Annotated in this window: 12 protein-coding genes; 10 read left to right on the top strand and 2 right to left on the bottom strand. The window is 49.9% G+C overall.

Annotated features, from left to right (window positions below; translation table 11 throughout):
* Nucleotides 1-113 precede the first annotated feature (113 nt).
* Nucleotides 114-1,946: a signal peptide peptidase SppA gene (sppA, locus tag FM042_RS01195; RefSeq protein WP_143233931.1), complete on the top strand. Its 1,833-nt coding sequence runs from the start codon at nucleotides 114-116 to the stop codon at nucleotides 1,944-1,946.
* Between the two features lie 462 nt (nucleotides 1,947-2,408).
* Here the strand turns inward: sppA and FM042_RS01190 are convergent, their stop codons facing one another.
* Both FM042_RS01190 and FM042_RS01185 read right to left on the bottom strand, forming a co-directional pair.
* Entirely contained in the window at nucleotides 2,409-3,371 is a 963-nt protein-coding gene (locus FM042_RS01190; RefSeq protein WP_143233930.1) for a sensor domain-containing diguanylate cyclase, read from the bottom strand.
* Nucleotides 3,372-3,512: 141 nt separating this feature from the next.
* Nucleotides 3,513-4,694 (bottom strand): acetyl-CoA C-acyltransferase, encoded by a 1,182-nt coding sequence (locus FM042_RS01185; protein WP_143233929.1) that lies wholly within the window; start codon nucleotides 4,692-4,694, stop codon nucleotides 3,513-3,515.
* A gap of 249 nt (nucleotides 4,695-4,943) precedes the next feature.
* Between FM042_RS01185 and FM042_RS01180 the strand changes: the two genes are divergently transcribed.
* The 9 genes from FM042_RS01180 (at nucleotide 4,944) to FM042_RS01140 (ending at nucleotide 17,907) form a co-directional block, all read left to right on the top strand.
* Nucleotides 4,944-5,378 carry a MerR family transcriptional regulator gene (locus tag FM042_RS01180; protein WP_232366317.1) on the top strand — a complete coding sequence of 145 codons (435 nt, stop codon included), beginning with the start codon at nucleotides 4,944-4,946 and terminating at the stop codon, nucleotides 5,376-5,378.
* Nucleotides 5,379-5,393: 15 nt separating this feature from the next.
* Complete coding sequence (locus tag FM042_RS01175) at nucleotides 5,394-6,563, top strand: isovaleryl-CoA dehydrogenase (protein ID WP_143233928.1); 1,170 nt, start codon at nucleotides 5,394-5,396, stop codon at nucleotides 6,561-6,563.
* Nucleotides 6,564-6,589: 26 nt separating this feature from the next.
* Nucleotides 6,590-8,197: a carboxyl transferase domain-containing protein gene (locus tag FM042_RS01170; RefSeq protein ID WP_143233927.1), complete on the top strand. Its 1,608-nt coding sequence runs from the start codon at nucleotides 6,590-6,592 to the stop codon at nucleotides 8,195-8,197.
* Nucleotides 8,198-8,208: 11 nt separating this feature from the next.
* Entirely contained in the window at nucleotides 8,209-9,021 is an 813-nt protein-coding gene (locus FM042_RS01165; RefSeq protein ID WP_143233926.1) for an enoyl-CoA hydratase-related protein, read from the top strand.
* 1 nt (nucleotide 9,022) lies between these two features.
* The gene (locus tag FM042_RS01160) at nucleotides 9,023-10,999 is read left to right on the top strand and encodes an acetyl/propionyl/methylcrotonyl-CoA carboxylase subunit alpha (protein ID WP_143233925.1); all 1,977 of its coding nucleotides are present in this window, start codon (nucleotides 9,023-9,025) and stop codon (nucleotides 10,997-10,999) included.
* A gap of 2 nt (nucleotides 11,000-11,001) precedes the next feature.
* Nucleotides 11,002-11,922, top strand: a complete 921-nt coding sequence (locus tag FM042_RS01155; RefSeq protein ID WP_143233924.1) for a hydroxymethylglutaryl-CoA lyase — start codon at nucleotides 11,002-11,004, stop codon at nucleotides 11,920-11,922.
* A 16-nt stretch (nucleotides 11,923-11,938) separates the two neighbouring features.
* Complete coding sequence (locus FM042_RS01150) at nucleotides 11,939-13,885, top strand: acetoacetate--CoA ligase (protein WP_143233923.1); 1,947 nt, start codon at nucleotides 11,939-11,941, stop codon at nucleotides 13,883-13,885.
* 177 nt (nucleotides 13,886-14,062) lie between these two features.
* Nucleotides 14,063-16,201: a putative bifunctional diguanylate cyclase/phosphodiesterase gene (locus tag FM042_RS01145; RefSeq protein WP_185960659.1), complete on the top strand. Its 2,139-nt coding sequence runs from the start codon at nucleotides 14,063-14,065 to the stop codon at nucleotides 16,199-16,201.
* A gap of 56 nt (nucleotides 16,202-16,257) precedes the next feature.
* Nucleotides 16,258-17,907 (top strand): electron transfer flavoprotein-ubiquinone oxidoreductase, encoded by a 1,650-nt coding sequence (locus FM042_RS01140; protein ID WP_143235562.1) that lies wholly within the window; start codon nucleotides 16,258-16,260, stop codon nucleotides 17,905-17,907.
* The last annotated feature ends 108 nt before the right edge of the window (nucleotides 17,908-18,015 follow it).

Here is an 18,015-nt window from a genome sequence, read left to right as displayed (position 1 = left end):
AAAGCAAAAACAACGTAAATTTCTTGTCAGATGAAATAGCTTGTTACAAATTTTTAACGCACACTAGAGTGCAATATCGTAGAATGCGCTGCGATTAATTTCTGGAGCTTGTCATGGACTTACTAAAAAAGATATTTGGTCGGATTGGAATCATCCTCTCCGCTATTCGCCGTTATACGGCCCACCTGCTCACTATTATTGTGGTGGTGTTGGTCCTTACTGCCATTTTCTCTTCAAGCGATAAAGTGAAAGTGCCTGATGGTGGCCTTTTGGTGCTCGCACCGACCGGTATTCTGGTCGATGAGGCAGTAAGCACAAATCCATTAGATTCGCTTCCAGATACCTTGTTTTTTGGAGCTCCTCCAACGCAACAGCCCGTGCATGAACTTGAGAGAGCATTGCAACATGCAGCAACAGATGATCGCATCCATGGGGTCTATCTCGATCTGCGTAATTTTGGTGGTGGTGGTGTTAGCAAACTGATTCGCGTCGCCGATGCCATCAATGAATTCAAAGCCTCTGGTAAGCCCGTGTACGCTTATTCAGACTACTTTATGCAAGGCCCCTACTTACTTGCCAGTCAGGCCTCTGAGGTTTACCTCAATCCATTAGGCGTAGTTGATGCGACAGGCCTAGAAAGCCTGCGTCCATACTACAAAGGCTTACTGGATAAATTAAACATCAACATTCACGTGTTTCGCGTCGGTGATTTCAAGTCGGCTGTTGAGCCCTACATGCTCGAAGGTATGTCAGACGAGGCACGGGAAAATTTATCCAACTGGTTAGGTGTGCTTTGGGACGAATACCTGGACACAGTGCAACGTCAGCGCCCGCTAGATCCCCGAGTCGCTTCAGGTAAAGAACAAGATTTCATGGCGATTTTCGAAGAAAGCGGACAAAACTTAGCAGAACTCGCCGTGAACGGTGGGTATGTGGATGGCTTGAAACATCGCCATGAAATGACCCAGTACCTCATTGATCGTGTAGGGATAGATAACGACACCAATAGCTTTCGTTCAATTCGCCACAAAGATTACTTATCCACGTTGCCGATGGCCGAGCAGAATCGCAACTTCCCAAGTTTAACTGCGTCATCGCAAGTGGCTGTTATTCAGGCGTCTGGCGTGATTGTCGACGGCCGCGGAGGCGCCAATGAAATAGGCGGTGATCGACTTGCCAGTGAACTTCGTGACGCACGTCACAACGACAAAGTAAAAGCTGTTGTGCTCCGTATTGATAGCCCCGGTGGTAGCGCCTTCGCTTCCGAAGTGATTCGCCAGGAGGTTTTACTATTACGGGAGGCCGGGAAACCTGTGATTGCGTCCATGAGTTCTGTCGCTGCTTCAGGTGGTTATTGGATTGCTGCAGGTGCCGATCAGATCATCGCTGAACCAACCACGATTACTGGTTCCATTGGCGTATTTGGCATGTTACCTATTGTTGATGAAGCCTTAGCGGATATCGGTATCAATTACGACGGTGTGAAAACAACCGAGATGCCGTTTATGACCATTACCAAACCACTGACTCCAGCATTTAAGTCAATGATGCAGTCCGGCGTTGATAAAATATATGCAGAGTTTTTAGCGCTAGTCGCCGAAACACGCAATATGACTATCGATGAAGTACACGAAGTAGCACAAGGTCAAGTATGGTCGGGAACACAAGCACTCACGTTAGGTTTAGTAGACGAGCTGGCTAGCATTGAAACGGCGATCGAGCGTGCAGCAGAACAAGCTGGGTTAGACACCTACGCGGTTTTATGGCCGGAAAAGGAAATGTCATTCCGAGACCGCATTATCCAGCAGCTATTCAATAGTCGAGGGCCTTCTGCGAGTGAGTTCGATGCATTGGTGCACGAGGCTATGTCATCGTGGTCATTATTTAGCGAATTTAATGACCCTCGCGGAATCTATCTCCGGTGTACGGAGTGCACGACCCGTTAATGTTACCTCTAGAGTGAGCGATTCATTCGAGTCGCTCACTCGAATTGGTTATTTTTTGCCCTAACCAAACTCAGGATATCCATAAATCGATTTCATGCGAATTTTTCCCAATTCAGTATTGCGTCTAGGTATAATTAGCGCATCCCAAGGGATTGAGGGGAAACAGAGCTCTGGTTCAAGTTAGTATTATTTATTAACGCTCGCTGCAAGAGAGGCGCGAGCAAGGAGTGAGCCATGAATGAAGAAATCCGCAAAAACCTATTAGCCAATGTCATTGTGCCCGGCGTATTGTCAGTGGTGGGAGTGATTGCCGGCGCTGCTTATCTGTACGCCTTTGTACTCTAAAGTGATAGCAGTTGACCGCAAAACCGGAAAGGCCTCAGTGTGATTCCCAACCCACATTGAGGCCTTTTTATCTTCCTGCGACCCACAATGCCGTCGCATCACGTTAGCAAAAGGGCACTACCCTGCCGAGCACCGTTGCGTGGCTCGCTTTTCAGCGAACATTGCTTGATCGGCTTGCTCCCATGCATGTTGTAATCCTTTTACTTCCGACTCCCGCTTAGCCACACCGACAGAAGCGGCGATACCTGCGTTGCACAATTGACGTCGTACCCGCTGCCCAAACTGTTCTAACCCCACCGCATCCGTCTCAACCGCGATAATGCCAAACTCATCGCCACCAATGCGAGCAACAATGTCTGTCTTCCGACTCACCTCTTGCAAGCATTGTGCGGTACGTTTGAGTAGCTTGTCTCCGGCGGGGTGACCGTGTGTATCGTTGGTTTCCTTCAGGCGATCGAGATCCACAACGACCACGCCGGCACCGTGACCGAAGCGACGACACCGGTTCTCTTCACGCTCAAGCATGGTATCCCAGGCGTTGCGATTAAAGATGCCAGTCATAAGATCGGTCTGGGCTTGAAATTCTAAACGTTCTTGCGCCCGCTGTTGTTTTTCCAAGGCAAGTTCAAACTGCAGCACTGAACTGAGCAAACGCCCCATAAGTGCTAGCAAATCGGTGTCCTTCGCCAAATCTGGATGCTTTGGTTGCGCATCAACCGCGCATAGTGTCCCAAAAACAGTGCCGTCTTCTTGGGTTAACGGAATGCCTAAATAAGCACGGATAGGAATTAATTGATTTATCTTCGCTTCCGCGTAGGCCGGCACTTGCTGAGCGTCTGGTGCAATCTGAGGGCCTTCTCCTCGTACCATTTTGGCGCAATACGAATCTGCCCAACACATCACGCGTCCGACGTCGATCCCATAGCCACTATCTTCCGCATGCAGTACGATCCAATTATCGCCCTCGACACGGGTAACCATCCACAATGCGAAATCAAAACGAGTTTGCAGAAATGTAAGTACATCGCGCGCAGCTACGCTAAATCCCTGCCCTTGTTTAATCGACTCATGTAATTCCATCCGAGCGCCCTCATCTCTCCACGCAACTATTTGTGCGTACACGTTATACGTGAAAACTAGACAAAAGGTTCACATATAAAAAACGCGAGCTATCCAAGGATATCTCGCGTTCTGGTAAAACTCGGTACAAGGAGATTTGCTTTAGATCACTTCTACCGCCAGCGCTACTGCTTCGCCACCACCAATACAAAGTGACGTCATCCCCTTACTCAGATTCCGCTGCTTCAGAGCGTGGATAAGCGTAACCAACAAACGCGCTCCAGAAGCGCCAATGGGGTGCCCTAATGCACAGGCGCCGCCGTGAACGTTTACTTTCGCTGGATCTAAATTCATATCTTTCAGGGCAATCATGGTCACCATGGCAAAGGCTTCGTTGATTTCCCACAAATCAACGTCATCTTTGCTCCATCCCGCTTTTTCAAGCGCCTTATTCATGGCACCCACTGGCGCCATAGTAAATTCAGATGGCTTTTGCGAATGGGTGGCATGCGCTGTAATGCGTGCTAGTGGCTGTAAGCCCCGAGCTTTAGCATCACTTTCTCGCATCAACACAAGGGCAGCAGCGCCATCAGAAATAGAGCTTGAATTCGCCGCCGTGACAGTACCATCTTTGGCAAAAGCAGGACGCAGTGACGGAATTTTGTCAATACGCGCCTTTCCAGGTTGCTCATCAATACTTACCGTCACCTCACCCTTGCGGTCGCTGTAACTTACTGGAGCAATTTCTTTCTCAAACCACCCCTGGGCGATAGCGTCCTGCGCCCGCTCTAATGAACGAATAGCAAAAGCATCCATATCCTCACGGGTAAATCCGTACTGATCTGCAGTATCTTGCGCATAACACCCCATGGCCTTGCCTTCGTAGGCATCTTGTAACCCATCAAACATCATATGATCAATCACTTGACCATGGCCCATGCGGTAACCCGAACGGGCTTTATCCAGCAGGTAAGGTGCATTCGACATGCTCTCCATCCCCCCGGCTACAACGATCGCTGCCGAACCGGCTGTAATGAGATCATGACCAAACATCACGGTTTTTAAACCGGAGCCACACACTTTGTTTATGGTCGTAGCACCCGTGCTTAATGGTAAGCCGGCAGCGAGCATTGCTTGCCGCGCAGGGGCTTGTTTAAGACCCGCGGGTAATACACACCCCATAATGACTTCGCTTACGTCATCACCTTGAATTCCAGCCGCAGCGACGGCCGCTTTAATGGCGGTGGCGCCTAAATCTGGGGCACTCACTGCGCTTAGTTCGCCCATAAAGCCGCCCATCGGCGTACGTGCAGCACTGACAATTACAATTGCATCAGAACTCATTGGTTAGGTCTCCAGCTAGGTCAATTTGTCGTTTCAATAACGAGAGTCTGTATCTATGTGGCGCTATTGTGAAGAATTACGCCTCTGATCGCGAATTTACACACGACAGAGTCGCATTGCTGCCCGTAAATGAAGGCTTCCACCTGAGCCATTGATAGGCAGCTCAATTCTTAACACGCACTTTACGTTAACGTAAACTTCGTGTTAGCTTACCTTGTAACCATAAGGCATGGCAAGGGTGCGAAAATCATGAGCGAAGAATTTGCAATGAGCCCAGAGCGGGTTCGTCGAACTCAAGATACCTTCAGTATCGGTGACCTATCTCGTGAGTTTGATATCACAACGAGAAGTATTCGGTTTTACGAAGACCAAGGCCTCATTATTCCTGAGCGACGTGGCCAAACCCGTATCTACAAACAAAAAGATCGGGTGCGACTCAAGCTCATTCTACGAGGTAAACGATTAGGCTTTACCCTTGCGGAAACCAAGACCCTCTTTGATATGTATGAGCGGGATGGTAGTAGCGTAAACCAACTGCAAACCATGCTCGCCTTGATTGAAGATAAAAAAGCCGCCCTCCGCCAACAATTAGAAGATATTAAAGTGGTATTGCACGAACTTAGTGCCGTTGAGTCGGGTTGCCGCACCGAGCTCGCCACAAAAACAGCTAACAGCGCGAATTAATTTTCAGGAGTAATTATGTTTAGTACGTACAAGACTTTTAATTTTGATTTGGGCGAGACCGCCGATATGCTGCGGGACCACGTGAATGCTTTTGCCCGTGACGAAATTGCTCCGCGCGCCGCTGAAATTGATGAGAAAAATGAGTTTCCTGCCGATTTATGGCAAAAATTTGGTGATATGGGCCTCCTTGGCATCACAGTGCCAGAAGAGTTCGGTGGTGCCGGTATGGGCTACCTCGAGCATGTCATCGCCATGGAAGAAATTAGCCGCGCCTCTGCATCTGTTGGTTTAAGTTACGGTGCCCACTCCAATTTGTGTGTAAACCAAATTAAGATCAATGGCTCCACTGAGCAAAAACACAAGTATCTCCCTAAGCTGATTAGCGGTGAACATGTAGGTGCTCTTGCCATGAGTGAGCCCAATGCTGGTTCCGATGTAGTCAGCATGAAACTCACCGCTAAGAAAGACGGTGATCATTACATTCTGAACGGCAATAAAATGTGGATTACCAATGGGCCTGACGCGCATGTATTGGTGGTTTACGCAAAAACCGATCCCAGTGCTGGCTCAAAAGGAATCACCGCTTTTATTATTGAAAAAGATATGCCTGGTTTTAGCACAGCGCAAAAGCTCGATAAACTTGGGATGCGCGGTTCCAACACCTGTGAGCTCGTATTCGAAGACTGCCGCGTTCCTGCTGAAAACATCCTCGGTGAGCTCAATGAAGGTGTAAAGGTACTGATGAGTGGCCTCGATTACGAGCGCGCGGTATTGGCGGCCGGTCCGATAGGAATTATGCAAGCCTGTATGGATGTTGTGGTGCCTTATATCCACGAGCGTGAGCAATTCGGAAAAGCCATTGGTGAATTCCAATTAGTACAGGGCAAGATTGCCGATATGTACACCCAAATGAATGCAGCCCGCGCCTATGTTTATGCGGTAGCTAAAGCCTGTGACCGGGGTGAAACTACCCGTAAAGATGCCGCCGGAGCCATTCTTTATGCAGCAGAGCTGGCCACCAAGCTCGCTCTTGATGCAATCCAGTTATTAGGCGGAAACGGCTATATCAATGAATACCCCACCGGACGCTTACTGCGAGATGCTAAGCTATACGAAATCGGTGCTGGTACATCAGAGATTCGGCGGATGCTGATCGGTCGCGAAATTTTTGCGGAATCAAAATAAACGGTTAATGCAAAAGGAGCCTCGTTGTGGCAATCCTCTCCAGTAAAATAAACACCCGCGATGAGGGCTTTCTCGCCAATGAGAAAGCCATGCAAGACGTTCTCGCTGATCTCCGCGAGAAGGCTGAACAGATTAAACAAGGTGGTGGTAAAAGCTACCAGGAACGCCATGTGTCGCGGGGCAAACTGTTGGCCCGGGATCGGATCCAACGATTGCTCGACCCAGGCAGCCCTTTCCTTGAAATCGGCCAGTTCGCCGCCTGGGATGTATACGACGACTACGTGCCAGCGGCTGGCATCGTCGCCGGTATTGGCCGCGTAAGCGGTGTTGAGTGCATGATTGTGGCAAACGATGCCACAGTAAAAGGCGGCACTTATTATCCCATTACCGTGAAAAAACACTTACGCGCCCAAGAAATTGCAGAACGCTGCCATCTCCCGTGTATCTATCTTGTGGATTCCGGCGGAGCCAACTTGCCGCGGCAAGACGAAGTATTCCCGGATCGGGACCATTTTGGCCGGATTTTCTTTAACCAAGCCAATATGTCATCGAAAGGTATTCCACAAATAGCCGTAGTGATGGGCTTGTGTACGGCGGGCGGAGCCTATGTACCGGCGATGGCGGATGAATCCATTATCGTTAAAGAACAGGGAACCATATTCTTGGCAGGTCCACCTTTGGTGAAAGCGGCCACTGGCGAGGAAGTCAGTGCTGAAGAACTTGGTGGCGCCGATGTACATACCCGCATTTCCGGGGTTGCGGATCATTTCGCGGTAAACGATGAACATGCCTTAGATCTTGCGCGCCGTTCCGTGGCGCGACTCAATCGCCCACAGAAAGCAGCGCTGGATATCGCCGAAGTAAAACCACCCCGCTATGCCCCAGAAGAGATCTACGGCATTGTCGGAACAGATCTGCGTAAGCCTTATGATGTGCGTGAAGTGATCGCGCGTATCGTTGATGACTCTGATTTTGATGAATTCAAACAAAACTACGGCAATACCCTAGTGACAGGTTTTGCCCGTATTCATGGTTACCTTGTGGGCATTATTGCCAACAATGGCATTCTCTTCTCTGAATCTGCGCAAAAAGGAGCTCACTTTATTGAGCTCTGTGCTCAGCGCAAAATTCCACTGGTATTCTTGCAAAACATCACCGGATTTATGGTGGGTAAAAAATACGAGGCTGAAGGGATCGCCAAACACGGTGCCAAAATGGTTACTGCCGTAAGTTGCGCGCAAGTTCCGAAGTTCACCGTATTAATTGGCGGCAGCTATGGCGCAGGCAACTACGGTATGTGCGGTCGCGCTTACGATCCAACGCTCATGTTTATGTGGCCCAACGCCCGTATTTCTGTGATGGGTGGCGAGCAAGCCGCAGGCGTCATGGCGCAAGTCACTCGCGATGGGAAAGAACGTAAAGGTGAACGCTGGTCTGCAGAAGACGAAAACGCCTTTAAGCAACCGATTATTGACACTTACGAGCATCAAGGACACCCCTACTATGCCTCTGGGCGTTTGTGGGATGACGGTATTATCGATCCTGCCCAAACACGCACGGTTCTTGGTTTGAGTATTAGCGCCGCGCTGAATGCACCGATTGCCGACACACGCTTTGGCGTGTTCCGCATGTAAAGGAGCCGATCATGTCGAGTTACGTAGATTTTTCCATTGATGAGCGCGGTATTGCTTGGCTCACCATGAATCGTCCCGACGTACATAATGCGTTTGACGATCACATGATTGCGCAGCTGCGTGCTGCCTTAAAGCAAGCCAGCGATTCACAAGAAGCGCGTGTACTGGTGTTACAGGCCAATGGTAAGAACTTTTCAGCAGGCGCAGACTTAAATTGGATGCGCTCCATGGCTGAGAAGAATTTCGACGAGAACGTTACAGACGCCGGTGAGCTGGGCGCGTTAATGTGGGAACTGGACCATCTTCGACTTCCCACCATTGCCCTCGTCAATGGTGCCGCATTTGGTGGTGCTGTTGGTTTAGTGGCCTGCTGTGATATGGCTATCGCAACTGCCCGATCAAGTTTCTGTCTCTCGGAAGTAAAAATCGGCTTAATTCCAGCGGTGATCAGCCCCTACGTGGTAAGAGCATTAGGGGAACCTGCAGCGCGCCGTTATATGCTCACTGCCGAACGCTTTAGTGCGCACACGGCCCTGCAGCATGGTTTACTAGATCACGTGTTAAGCGATGACGACCTCGAGTTACAGAGTGCTGCAGAGCCGCTCATCACAGCGCTATTGAACAACGGTCCCGCCGCGCTAGAGGCCTGTAAATCGCTTATTGCTTACGTGAGCCAACACCCCCTCGATGCTGATATGGTAAAAGAAACTGCGCGCCGCATTGCCCAAATTCGAGTGTCCGACGAAGGACAAGAGGGCTTATCTGCATTTTTAGAGAAGCGACAGCCAGCTTGGCAATCCAAACAACCACACGGAAAACAATAAGATGAGCACAGTGACGCCAATTTCAAAAATCTTAATTGCCAACCGCGGTGAAATTGCCTGCCGGGTCATTCGTACAGCACGTGAAATGGGCATTAAAACCGTTGCTGTCTATTCAGATGCGGATCGCAATGCGCAGCATGTGATTCAAGCCGACGAAGCCGTATACATTGGTGGCAGCCCCAGCAGCGAATCATACTTGCGCGCTGATCGTATTATCGCAGCAGCACAATCTACGGGTGCCCAAGCAGTGCATCCAGGCTATGGTTTTCTCTCTGAGAATGAAGATTTTGCCAGTGCTCTCACCGATGCCGGCTTGATCTTTATCGGCCCACCCGTTGCTGCTATTGCAGCCATGGGATCAAAAAGTGCGGCGAAGAAAATCATGCAGGAAGCCGGTGTGCCCTTGGTTCCTGGTTATCATGGGGATGACCAAAGCGATGATCTACTCGCTGCTGAATCAGAGAAAATCGGCTACCCGGTACTTCTAAAGGCCGCCTATGGCGGTGGTGGTAAAGGCATGCGCGTGGTTGAAAGCGCAAGCGAGTTTAGCGAAGCTCTTGCCTCCGCTCGGCGCGAAGCCAAAGCCAGCTTTGGTAACGACAAAATGCTGGTAGAGAAATTCATCACCCAACCACGGCACGTGGAAATTCAAGTTTTTTGTGATCAGCACGGCAATGCGCTCTACTTAGCTGAGCGTGATTGCTCGGTGCAGCGCCGTCACCAAAAGGTTATTGAAGAAGCCCCAGCCCCTGGGCTCACTCCAGGGCTGCGCAAAGCCATGGGCGAAGCCGCCGTGCGGGCAGCCCAAGCGATTGATTATGTGGGTGCTGGAACGGTCGAGTTCCTCTTCGATGAACGCCAAGATTTCTATTTTATGGAAATGAATACGCGCTTGCAGGTAGAACACCCGGTAACGGAGATGATCACAGGGATTGATTTGGTGGATTGGCAGATTCGAGTGGCCGCAGGCGATGTATTGCCGCTCGAACAAGACGACATCGAGCTCGATGGGCATGCCTTCGAAGCACGCATTTACGCTGAAAACGCCAGCGAAAACTTTATGCCGAGTACCGGGAATGTCACTTTCTTGCGTCATCCTGAAAACTCGCCATACAGTCGCTGGGATAGCGGTATTATTGAAGGCGATGATGTCACCGCCTTCTATGATCCGATGATTGCAAAGCTGATTGTATGGGATGAAGATCGGGATTCCGCCTTACGTCGCTTGCGTCATGCCTTGCGCGACACGCGAATTGCGGGTGTAACCACTAACACCGACTACCTGTATCGAATCGCCGATCATCAAGCCTTCCGTGAAGGTGGTGTGAGTACTCGATTTATTGAGCAATATGGCGATGCTCTGTTACAGCAAGACGCAGAATTAGACGAGCAAGATGCGCTTCTGGTGTTGGCCGCCCACATTATTCGTGAGCGCCAAGCAACCCATAGCCAAGACCCTTGGAGCATGACCAATGGCTGGCGTGTCAACGCAGACGCCAAACACCATGTGGAATTGATCGCCCAATACGCGGAAGCGCCGGTACGCATGGATCTCACCCAAAACGGCAACGAACTGCATTGGGCCGATGCGAATCGCAGCATTACATTGCTACCCCACGGTGCCGTAGTGATTGGCAATAAACGCTTCACGCCGGAAGTAGCCATGGTGGGAACTGCCCTTACCTTGTTTAGTGATTACGGCCGTTTCGATGCGCGTATCTATGATGCCGTCTCAGAGCTGATTCATGAAGAAGAGGCCGGATCTCTCACGGCTCCTATGAATGGCACTATAGTTGCCGTGAACGTCAACGCAGGTGACACAGTGACGGAAGGCCAAGCCCTCGTAATTATGGAAGCAATGAAAATGGAATACACGATCCGCGCGCCTTTCGATGGCAGCGTGGAGAACGTGTTCTTTGCCGCAGGTGATCTGGTCACCGACGGCGCTGAACTTATTAGTCTTACAGCTGCGGAGTAACTATGGCATTGCCCAATCAGGTTCGCATCGTTGAAGTAGGCCCTCGCGATGGTCTGCAAAATGAAAAGGCCGTATCGACTGACGCTAAAGTCGCCCTGATTAACGCATTAAGTGGTGCAGGCTATCAAACCATTGAGGCGGGAAGTTTTGTCAGCCCGAAATGGGTCCCGCAAATGGCTGACAGTGGCGATGTCATGGCAGCAATACAACGTCGTAATGGGGTAACCTACACTGCGCTGACGCCAAATCTCAAAGGTTTCGAGTTAGCTATGGCTGCCCGCGCTGATGAAGTGGCTGTTTTTGGTGCTGCATCTGAAGCCTTTAGCCAAAAAAATATTAACTGTTCCATTGCCGAGTCGCTGGAGCGATTTGCTCCCGTGATCGACGCAGCGAAAGCTCAAAATATCCCGGTTCGGGGCTATGTATCATGCGTACTTGGCTGCCCCTATCAGGGTGAAGTGCCTCTCGCCGATGTGGTCCGTGTCGCCAAAACCTTATTCGATATGGGCTGCTATGAGATCTCTTTGGGCGACACCATCGGTGTCGGCACACCACTCGCGGCCCAACGTATGCTCGCCGCGGTGGCCAAAGAAGTGCCTATGGAACATCTCGCGCTGCATTTTCATAATACCTACGGTCAGGCCCTCGCAAATATTGCGGCCTGCTTGCCCATGGGCGTGCGTGTACTCGACAGCGCAGTAGCAGGCCTCGGCGGTTGCCCTTATGCCAAGGGTGCCAGTGGTAACGTCGCCACTGAAGATGTGTTGTATATGCTCGCAGGCATGGGGATCGAAACCGGCATTGATTTAGATGCAGTCATTCAGGCAGGCCATGATATATGTCAGGCCCTAGGCACAAAACCACGTTCCAACGTGAGTTTGGCTCGTTTAGCCACCCGTGCGACTACATCCACTAGCGAATAAAAAGAAGAGTATCCCGATGACAACCAAAGCAAGCCAATTGTGGGCTCCAAAGCCAGACGCCATCGACAACACACAAATGACGCAATTTATGCGTGCTATCGAAACACACTATGGTGTGTCTTTTTCCGGAGATTATCACGCGCTTCATCAGTGGTCGGTCGATAATAAAGAAGATTTCTGGTCATTCTTATGGGATTACTTTGGTGTGATCGGCAACAAAGGAAACACGGTACTGCGGGATGGCGATAAAATGCCAGGTGCACAATGGTTTCCCGATGCCACCCTCAATTTCGCAGAAAACCTCTTACGTTACCGCGATAACCGCCCAGCGGCGGTGTTTACCAATGAATTAAACGAACGCACCGAAATCACCTACCAAGAACTCTATACGCAAACCGCTCAGTTAGCAGAGGCCTTAAAGCAACAAGGGGTGAGTGCCGGTGATCGCGTTGCAGGCATGCTTCCCAATTGTATTGAAACCATTATCGGCATGTTGGCAACCACCAGTTTAGGCGCGGTTTGGTCGAGCTGCTCACCTGATTTCGGTGAACAAGGTGTCCTTGATCGCTTCGGTCAAGTTGAGCCGAAAGTGATGCTGACCGTCAACGGCTATTACTACAACGGTAAAACCATTGATATCAGCGATAAGGTGAATGGAATTCGTGCGCAACTTCCATCCGTTGAAGCGTTAGTTGTCATCCCGTTTACCCCTGCCACACACCATATCGAAAAGGCCACGGCTTGGCGTGACTATCTGGTTTCCGAGGCCTCAGAATTGACCTTTGTCCCACGTCGCTTCAACGATCCGCTGTACATTATGTTCAGCTCAGGCACCACCGGGGTTCCCAAGTGTATTGTGCATGGGATTGGTGGCACCCTACTGCAACACATTAAGGAACAAGCGCTGCACACAGATATCCGTCGTGATGATACCTTCTTCTACTTTACCACCTGCGGTTGGATGATGTGGAACTGGCTGGTCTCTGGGCTTGCCTTAGGTGCCCGCTTGGCACTATTCGATGGGTCTCCATTTTATCCAAGCCCGGCCGCCATGCCTGATCTCATCGACCGTGAAGGCATTACCGTATTTGGTACCAGTGCGAAGTATTTGGCTGCCCTTCAGAAAGCCGGAGAGAAGCCACAAGAAAGTCACAAACTAACCAGCTTGCGCGCCATTCTCACCACAGGCTCAGTGCTGGCCCCAGAAAGCTTTGATTATGTGTATCGTGATATTAAATCCGATCTCTGCTTAAGCTCCATCTCCGGTGGCACAGATATCGTTTCTTGCTTTGCTCTGGGCAACCCGAATTTACCCGTTTATCGCGGTCAATTGCAGTGTCGCGGTCTTGGCTTGGCCGTCAATGTTTACAACGACAACGGCGAACCGGTTCTCGGCGAAAAAGGCGAACTGGTGTGTGAACAGAGCTTCCCTTGTATGCCTACCGGATTTTGGAACGACAACGATGGTAGCAAATATCACAGTGCCTATTTCGACCGCTTTAAGAACATATGGGCCCACGGCGATTACGCCGAGCTGACGCCTGAACATGGGGTTATCATTTACGGACGCTCCGATGCGGTACTCAATCCTGGTGGCGTGCGCATTGGCACCGCGGAAATCTATCGCCAAGTGGAAAAAGTTGATGCGGTACTAGAGAGCATCGCCATCGGTCAGCGTTGGCAAGATGACGAGCGCATCGTGCTCTTCGTTAAATTGCGTGAAGGTGTGGAACTCACCGATGAACTACGCACGGAAATCAAACAGGTGATCCGCGCTAACGCGACCCCACGACACGTTCCTTCAGTTATTTTGCAAGTGGCCGATATACCACGCACTATTAGCGGAAAAATCGTTGAACTAGCCGTCAGGCAGGTTGTTCATGGCGAAACGGTCAAAAACACCGATGCGCTGGCTAACCCAGAGGCGCTCGAGTTTTTCAAAAATCGCGCTGAATTGACGTAAACAAGAGACAAACAGTAGCCATCTACCTAAAACAGCGGAAGAACGTGATGCTCCATTGCGTTCTTTTGTTATTTACGTAATGATGGCGATGTCTCATAAATAAATAACGATAATAATTACATGCGCAAACTGAGAAAACACAGGGAAGCCATTATTGCGGGGCTAACAGGAGTTGTGATGACACTACTTCTGACCTTCTCGTTGCGCTATGCCGACAATTACAGTATTCGTGACCAACTTGATGCTGAACTCTACGCATTACAGCTCGAAGTGCGCCGTGAACTACAATCACACATGTTTGGGTTCACTTGGATAAGCCGCCAAGGCTTGAATGGCCCTGCATGGGTCGACGAAGGTGAAACGGTCACCTCGTATTATCGCCAATTCCGCACGTTATACTGGTTTACGCCTGAAGGCGAAATTTCCGCACGTTATCCCGATATGCCGACGGCAGCCAGCCAAGTGCCCCAAGACATCATGTTTTGGTTACACAAATTTAATCATGGCGTTCGCTATTTAATCTCCGCCGATAGCATGGGCGAACATCCGGCAGATCTTCTTTTAATTGTGCCTCAATTGGAACGAGAGCCTCGGGGCTATTACGCAGGTCTGCTCGATACCAATCGTTTACTGCATCTGATCATTGGTCGTCACATTACCGAAGGTTCTCAATTTCGGGTCATTCGCCAATCCGATGGCGGCATTTTATTTAACTATGCCAGCGACGATAGTCTCCGTACACAATGGGGTTCTGATCGGGTGTTTCAGTTGTTTGGGGAAAGCTGGCATATGGAACTTTGGCCCTCGCCCACCCGTCTGCAACAAATGCGCAATAAGCTGCCGCTACTCGTCCTCATTTCCGGCTCATTGGTCACTACATTATTGACCTTTGTATTGTACCTTTTAGGTGTCAGCCGCGTGCGGGAGCGTATGCTCGAAGAAGCGAACCGTGAGCTCTATGACGAAATTGAAGAACGAGAGAAAATTGAAAAGCGTGTAGCTTATCTGGCAGAGCACGATTCACTCACAGGCCTTGCTAACCGTAACGCTGTCATCGCGCATTTGAAAAGTGAAATCCTGCGCTTGCGCGAGCAACGCGAGTTAATTGGCGTGTTGCTCATCGATTTGGATCACTTTAAAGAAGTGAACGATACCCTTGGCCACAATATTGGTGATGCCCTGTTGAAACAAGTGGCCGCGCGCTTGTCAGAATTGCACGTGGGCCGCTCATTACTGGCCCGCCTTGGCGGCGATGAATTCGCCATTCTTGTTAGCGATTTACAAGAACAAAAAGATCTGGAAGATTTCGCTGACGAAGTTATCGCAGCATTAGACACCGCATTCCATGTAGAAGGTTATGAGATCTTTGTAACCGGTAGTATTGGTATTTCCTTAACGCAAACTGGCGAGGAAGATGCCGAAGAACTTGTGCGCCATGCAGACACCGCCTTATATCGCGCGAAAGACAAAGGCCGGAATATTTGGCACGTCTACAGCCAAGAACTTCACGACGAATTGAGCGATCGGCTCGATTTATCGAAAAAGTTACGATATGCCATTGAGCAAAACAAGCTTACGGTGTACTACCAGCCGCAAGTCGATATGACCACACGCAAAGTCATTGGAGTGGAAGCATTAGTGCGCTGGATTGAAGATGATGGCAGCATGATCGGTCCGGATCGTTTTATACCTATTGCCGAGGACTCAGGCCTGATTATCCCTATTTCCGAATTTGTTCTACAAACTGCGTGCCGTCAGCTTGCCCGCTGGCGTGACCTGGGCTTTAATGACTTGCGCATGTCGGTCAATATTTCCGGACGCCTTTTCCAGCTCCCCGACCTTACCGAGCAAATTCTTTTTGCAGTGAAAAGTGCCGGCATTCCAACCGCGTATTTAGAATTAGAGTTAACCGAGCAAGTGCTCATCGAAAATAGCAGCTCGCACACCCAATTTATGCACGATATGCGTGATAACGGCATTACCTTGGCCATTGATGATTTCGGTGTGGGTTATTCGTCGCTGTCGTATCTGAAGCACTTCCCGATTAACGCACTGAAGATAGATCGCTCGTTCGTGAAGGATTTACCCGACGACAAAGACGACGCCACTATTACCCAAACGATCGTTAGCTTAGCCAGAAACTTAGATATTGGTATTGTTGCAGAAGGTGTTGAAACCCAAGAGCAAGCCGAGTTCTTAATTGAGCGTGGTTGTACCATTGGTCAGGGTTTTTATTACAGCCGTCCGCTCCCTGCGGATGAACTCACGCAATTACTGACACAGCCAGATGGCGCAATTCCTGTTAAAATCAATTAATCGTCAGTTTTCGAAGATACATACATGTAGGAGTATTTACTATGGCGGACCAAGCTGTGGAACGCGAAAGTATGGAGTTTGATGTCTTAATCGTTGGTGCCGGCCCCTCTGGTTTGAGCACAGCGTGCAGACTCGCTCAACTTGCCCAAGAAAAGAACCAAGAGCTACAGATTTGTGTGATCGAAAAAGGCTCTGAGGTTGGCGCCCATATTCTTTCTGGCGCAGTACTCGAGCCAAAAGCCTTAAACGAACTATTCCCTGACTGGAAAGAGCGTGGAGCTCCACTCAACACCGCAGTAACCGGTGATGATATCTATATGCTTAAGAGCGAAACAGCGGGCAGCAAAATGCCTAATTTTATGGTGCCGAAGACCTTTCACAACGACGGTAACTATATCGTGAGTATGGGAAATGTATGTCGTTGGTTAGCTGAGCAAGCAGAAGCCATGGGCGTTGAAATTTTCCCTGGCTTTGCCGCAGCGAGCGTAATTTATGACAACAACGGAGCCGTTGCTGGCGTTATTACCGGTGATATGGGTGTCGGTATCGACGGCGAACCCAAAGATAGCTACATGCCAGGAATGGAATTACGGGCAAAGTATACCGTATTCGCTGAAGGCTGCCGTGGTCACTTAGGGAAAGAACTAATTAGCAAGTATAACCTCGATAAAGACGCGACCCCACAGCACTATGCCATTGGCTTTAAGGAAATCTGGGATATTCCAGCAGAGCAGCATCAGCCTGGCTTAGTGGTGCACACTGCCGGTTGGCCGTTAAAAGATCATGCCACGGGCGGTGGTTATTTATACCACGCCGAAAACGGGCAAGTCTTCGTAGGTTTGATCATCGACCTGAATTATACCAACCCGCACCTTAACCCATTTGCGGAATTCCAGCGCTATAAAACCCACCCAGAAATTCAAAAGTATTTGAGCGGTGGTAAACGCGTAAGCTATGGTGCCCGCGCAATCGCCAAAGGTGGCTTCTACTCGCTGCCGAAAATGACAATGCCCGGCGCTCTCATGGTGGGCTGTAATGCAGGAACACTGAACTTTGCCAAGATCAAAGGCAACCACACCGCCATGAAGAGCGGTATGTTGGCGGCAGAAAGTATTTTTGAAGCACTGTCGAAGGAACAGTTGGGCACTGACCTCACCGATTACACCGAACGCTTTAAGGCTTCTTGGGTATATGATGAGCTCTACCGCTCGCGTAATTTTGGCCCGGTGATTCACAAATGGGGTATGTGGGGCGGTGGTGCTTATAACACCATCGATCAGAACTGGTTTGGCGGCAAACTGCCTTTCACCTTTAAAGATACGCAGCCCGACCATGCGGGTATGCAAAAAGCAGATTCCGCCACGAAAATTGACTACCCAAAACCAGACGGCAAAGTCACCTTTGATCGTAATTCGTCGGTGTATTTATCCAACACGAACCACGAGGAAGATCAACCCTGCCATCTCCAGCTTAAGGACGCATCCATTCCAATTGATGTGAACTTACCTAAGTATGACGAGCCTGCGCAGCGCTACTGCCCCGCTGGCGTCTATGAAGTGGTCACCAGTGACTCCGGAGAAAAGCGGTTCCAAATCAATGCGCAAAACTGCATTCACTGCAAAACCTGTGACATTAAAGATCCAAGCCAAAATATCCGCTGGGTCACACCAGAAGGTACCGGTGGTCCGAACTATCCGAATATGTAAATCAGTGTAGCAGCACAAAACACAAGGAGGTGTTTTGTTGCGCAACCATGCACGGAGAAGCCAGACGATGTTGGTAGTCGTCTAAGGCCAATGTTTGTGCCGATAACA

This window comes from Aliidiomarina halalkaliphila, assembly GCF_007096385.1.
GTDB lineage: Bacteria > Pseudomonadota > Gammaproteobacteria > Enterobacterales > Alteromonadaceae > Aliidiomarina > Aliidiomarina halalkaliphila.
Note: the sequence above shows the minus strand (reverse complement) of the source record. Positions and strands in the feature narration are given on the sequence as shown.

Excerpts from the sequence above, each read along its gene's own strand:
- sppA (WP_143233931.1), top strand. The coding sequence starts at position 114 with ATGGACTTACTAAAAAAGATATTTGGTCGGATTGGAATCATCCTCTCC.
- FM042_RS01190 (WP_143233930.1), bottom strand. The coding sequence starts at position 3,371 with ATGGAATTACATGAGTCGATTAAACAAGGGCAGGGATTTAGCGTAGCT.
- FM042_RS01185 (WP_143233929.1), bottom strand. The coding sequence starts at position 4,694 with ATGAGTTCTGATGCAATTGTAATTGTCAGTGCTGCACGTACGCCGATG.
- FM042_RS01180 (WP_232366317.1), top strand. The coding sequence starts at position 4,944 with ATGAGCGAAGAATTTGCAATGAGCCCAGAGCGGGTTCGTCGAACTCAA.
- FM042_RS01175 (WP_143233928.1), top strand. The coding sequence starts at position 5,394 with ATGTTTAGTACGTACAAGACTTTTAATTTTGATTTGGGCGAGACCGCC.
- FM042_RS01165 (WP_143233926.1), top strand. The coding sequence starts at position 8,209 with ATGTCGAGTTACGTAGATTTTTCCATTGATGAGCGCGGTATTGCTTGG.
- FM042_RS01160 (WP_143233925.1), top strand. The coding sequence starts at position 9,023 with ATGAGCACAGTGACGCCAATTTCAAAAATCTTAATTGCCAACCGCGGT.
- FM042_RS01155 (WP_143233924.1), top strand. The coding sequence starts at position 11,002 with ATGGCATTGCCCAATCAGGTTCGCATCGTTGAAGTAGGCCCTCGCGAT.
- FM042_RS01150 (WP_143233923.1), top strand. The coding sequence starts at position 11,939 with ATGACAACCAAAGCAAGCCAATTGTGGGCTCCAAAGCCAGACGCCATC.
- FM042_RS01145 (WP_185960659.1), top strand. The coding sequence starts at position 14,063 with ATGACACTACTTCTGACCTTCTCGTTGCGCTATGCCGACAATTACAGT.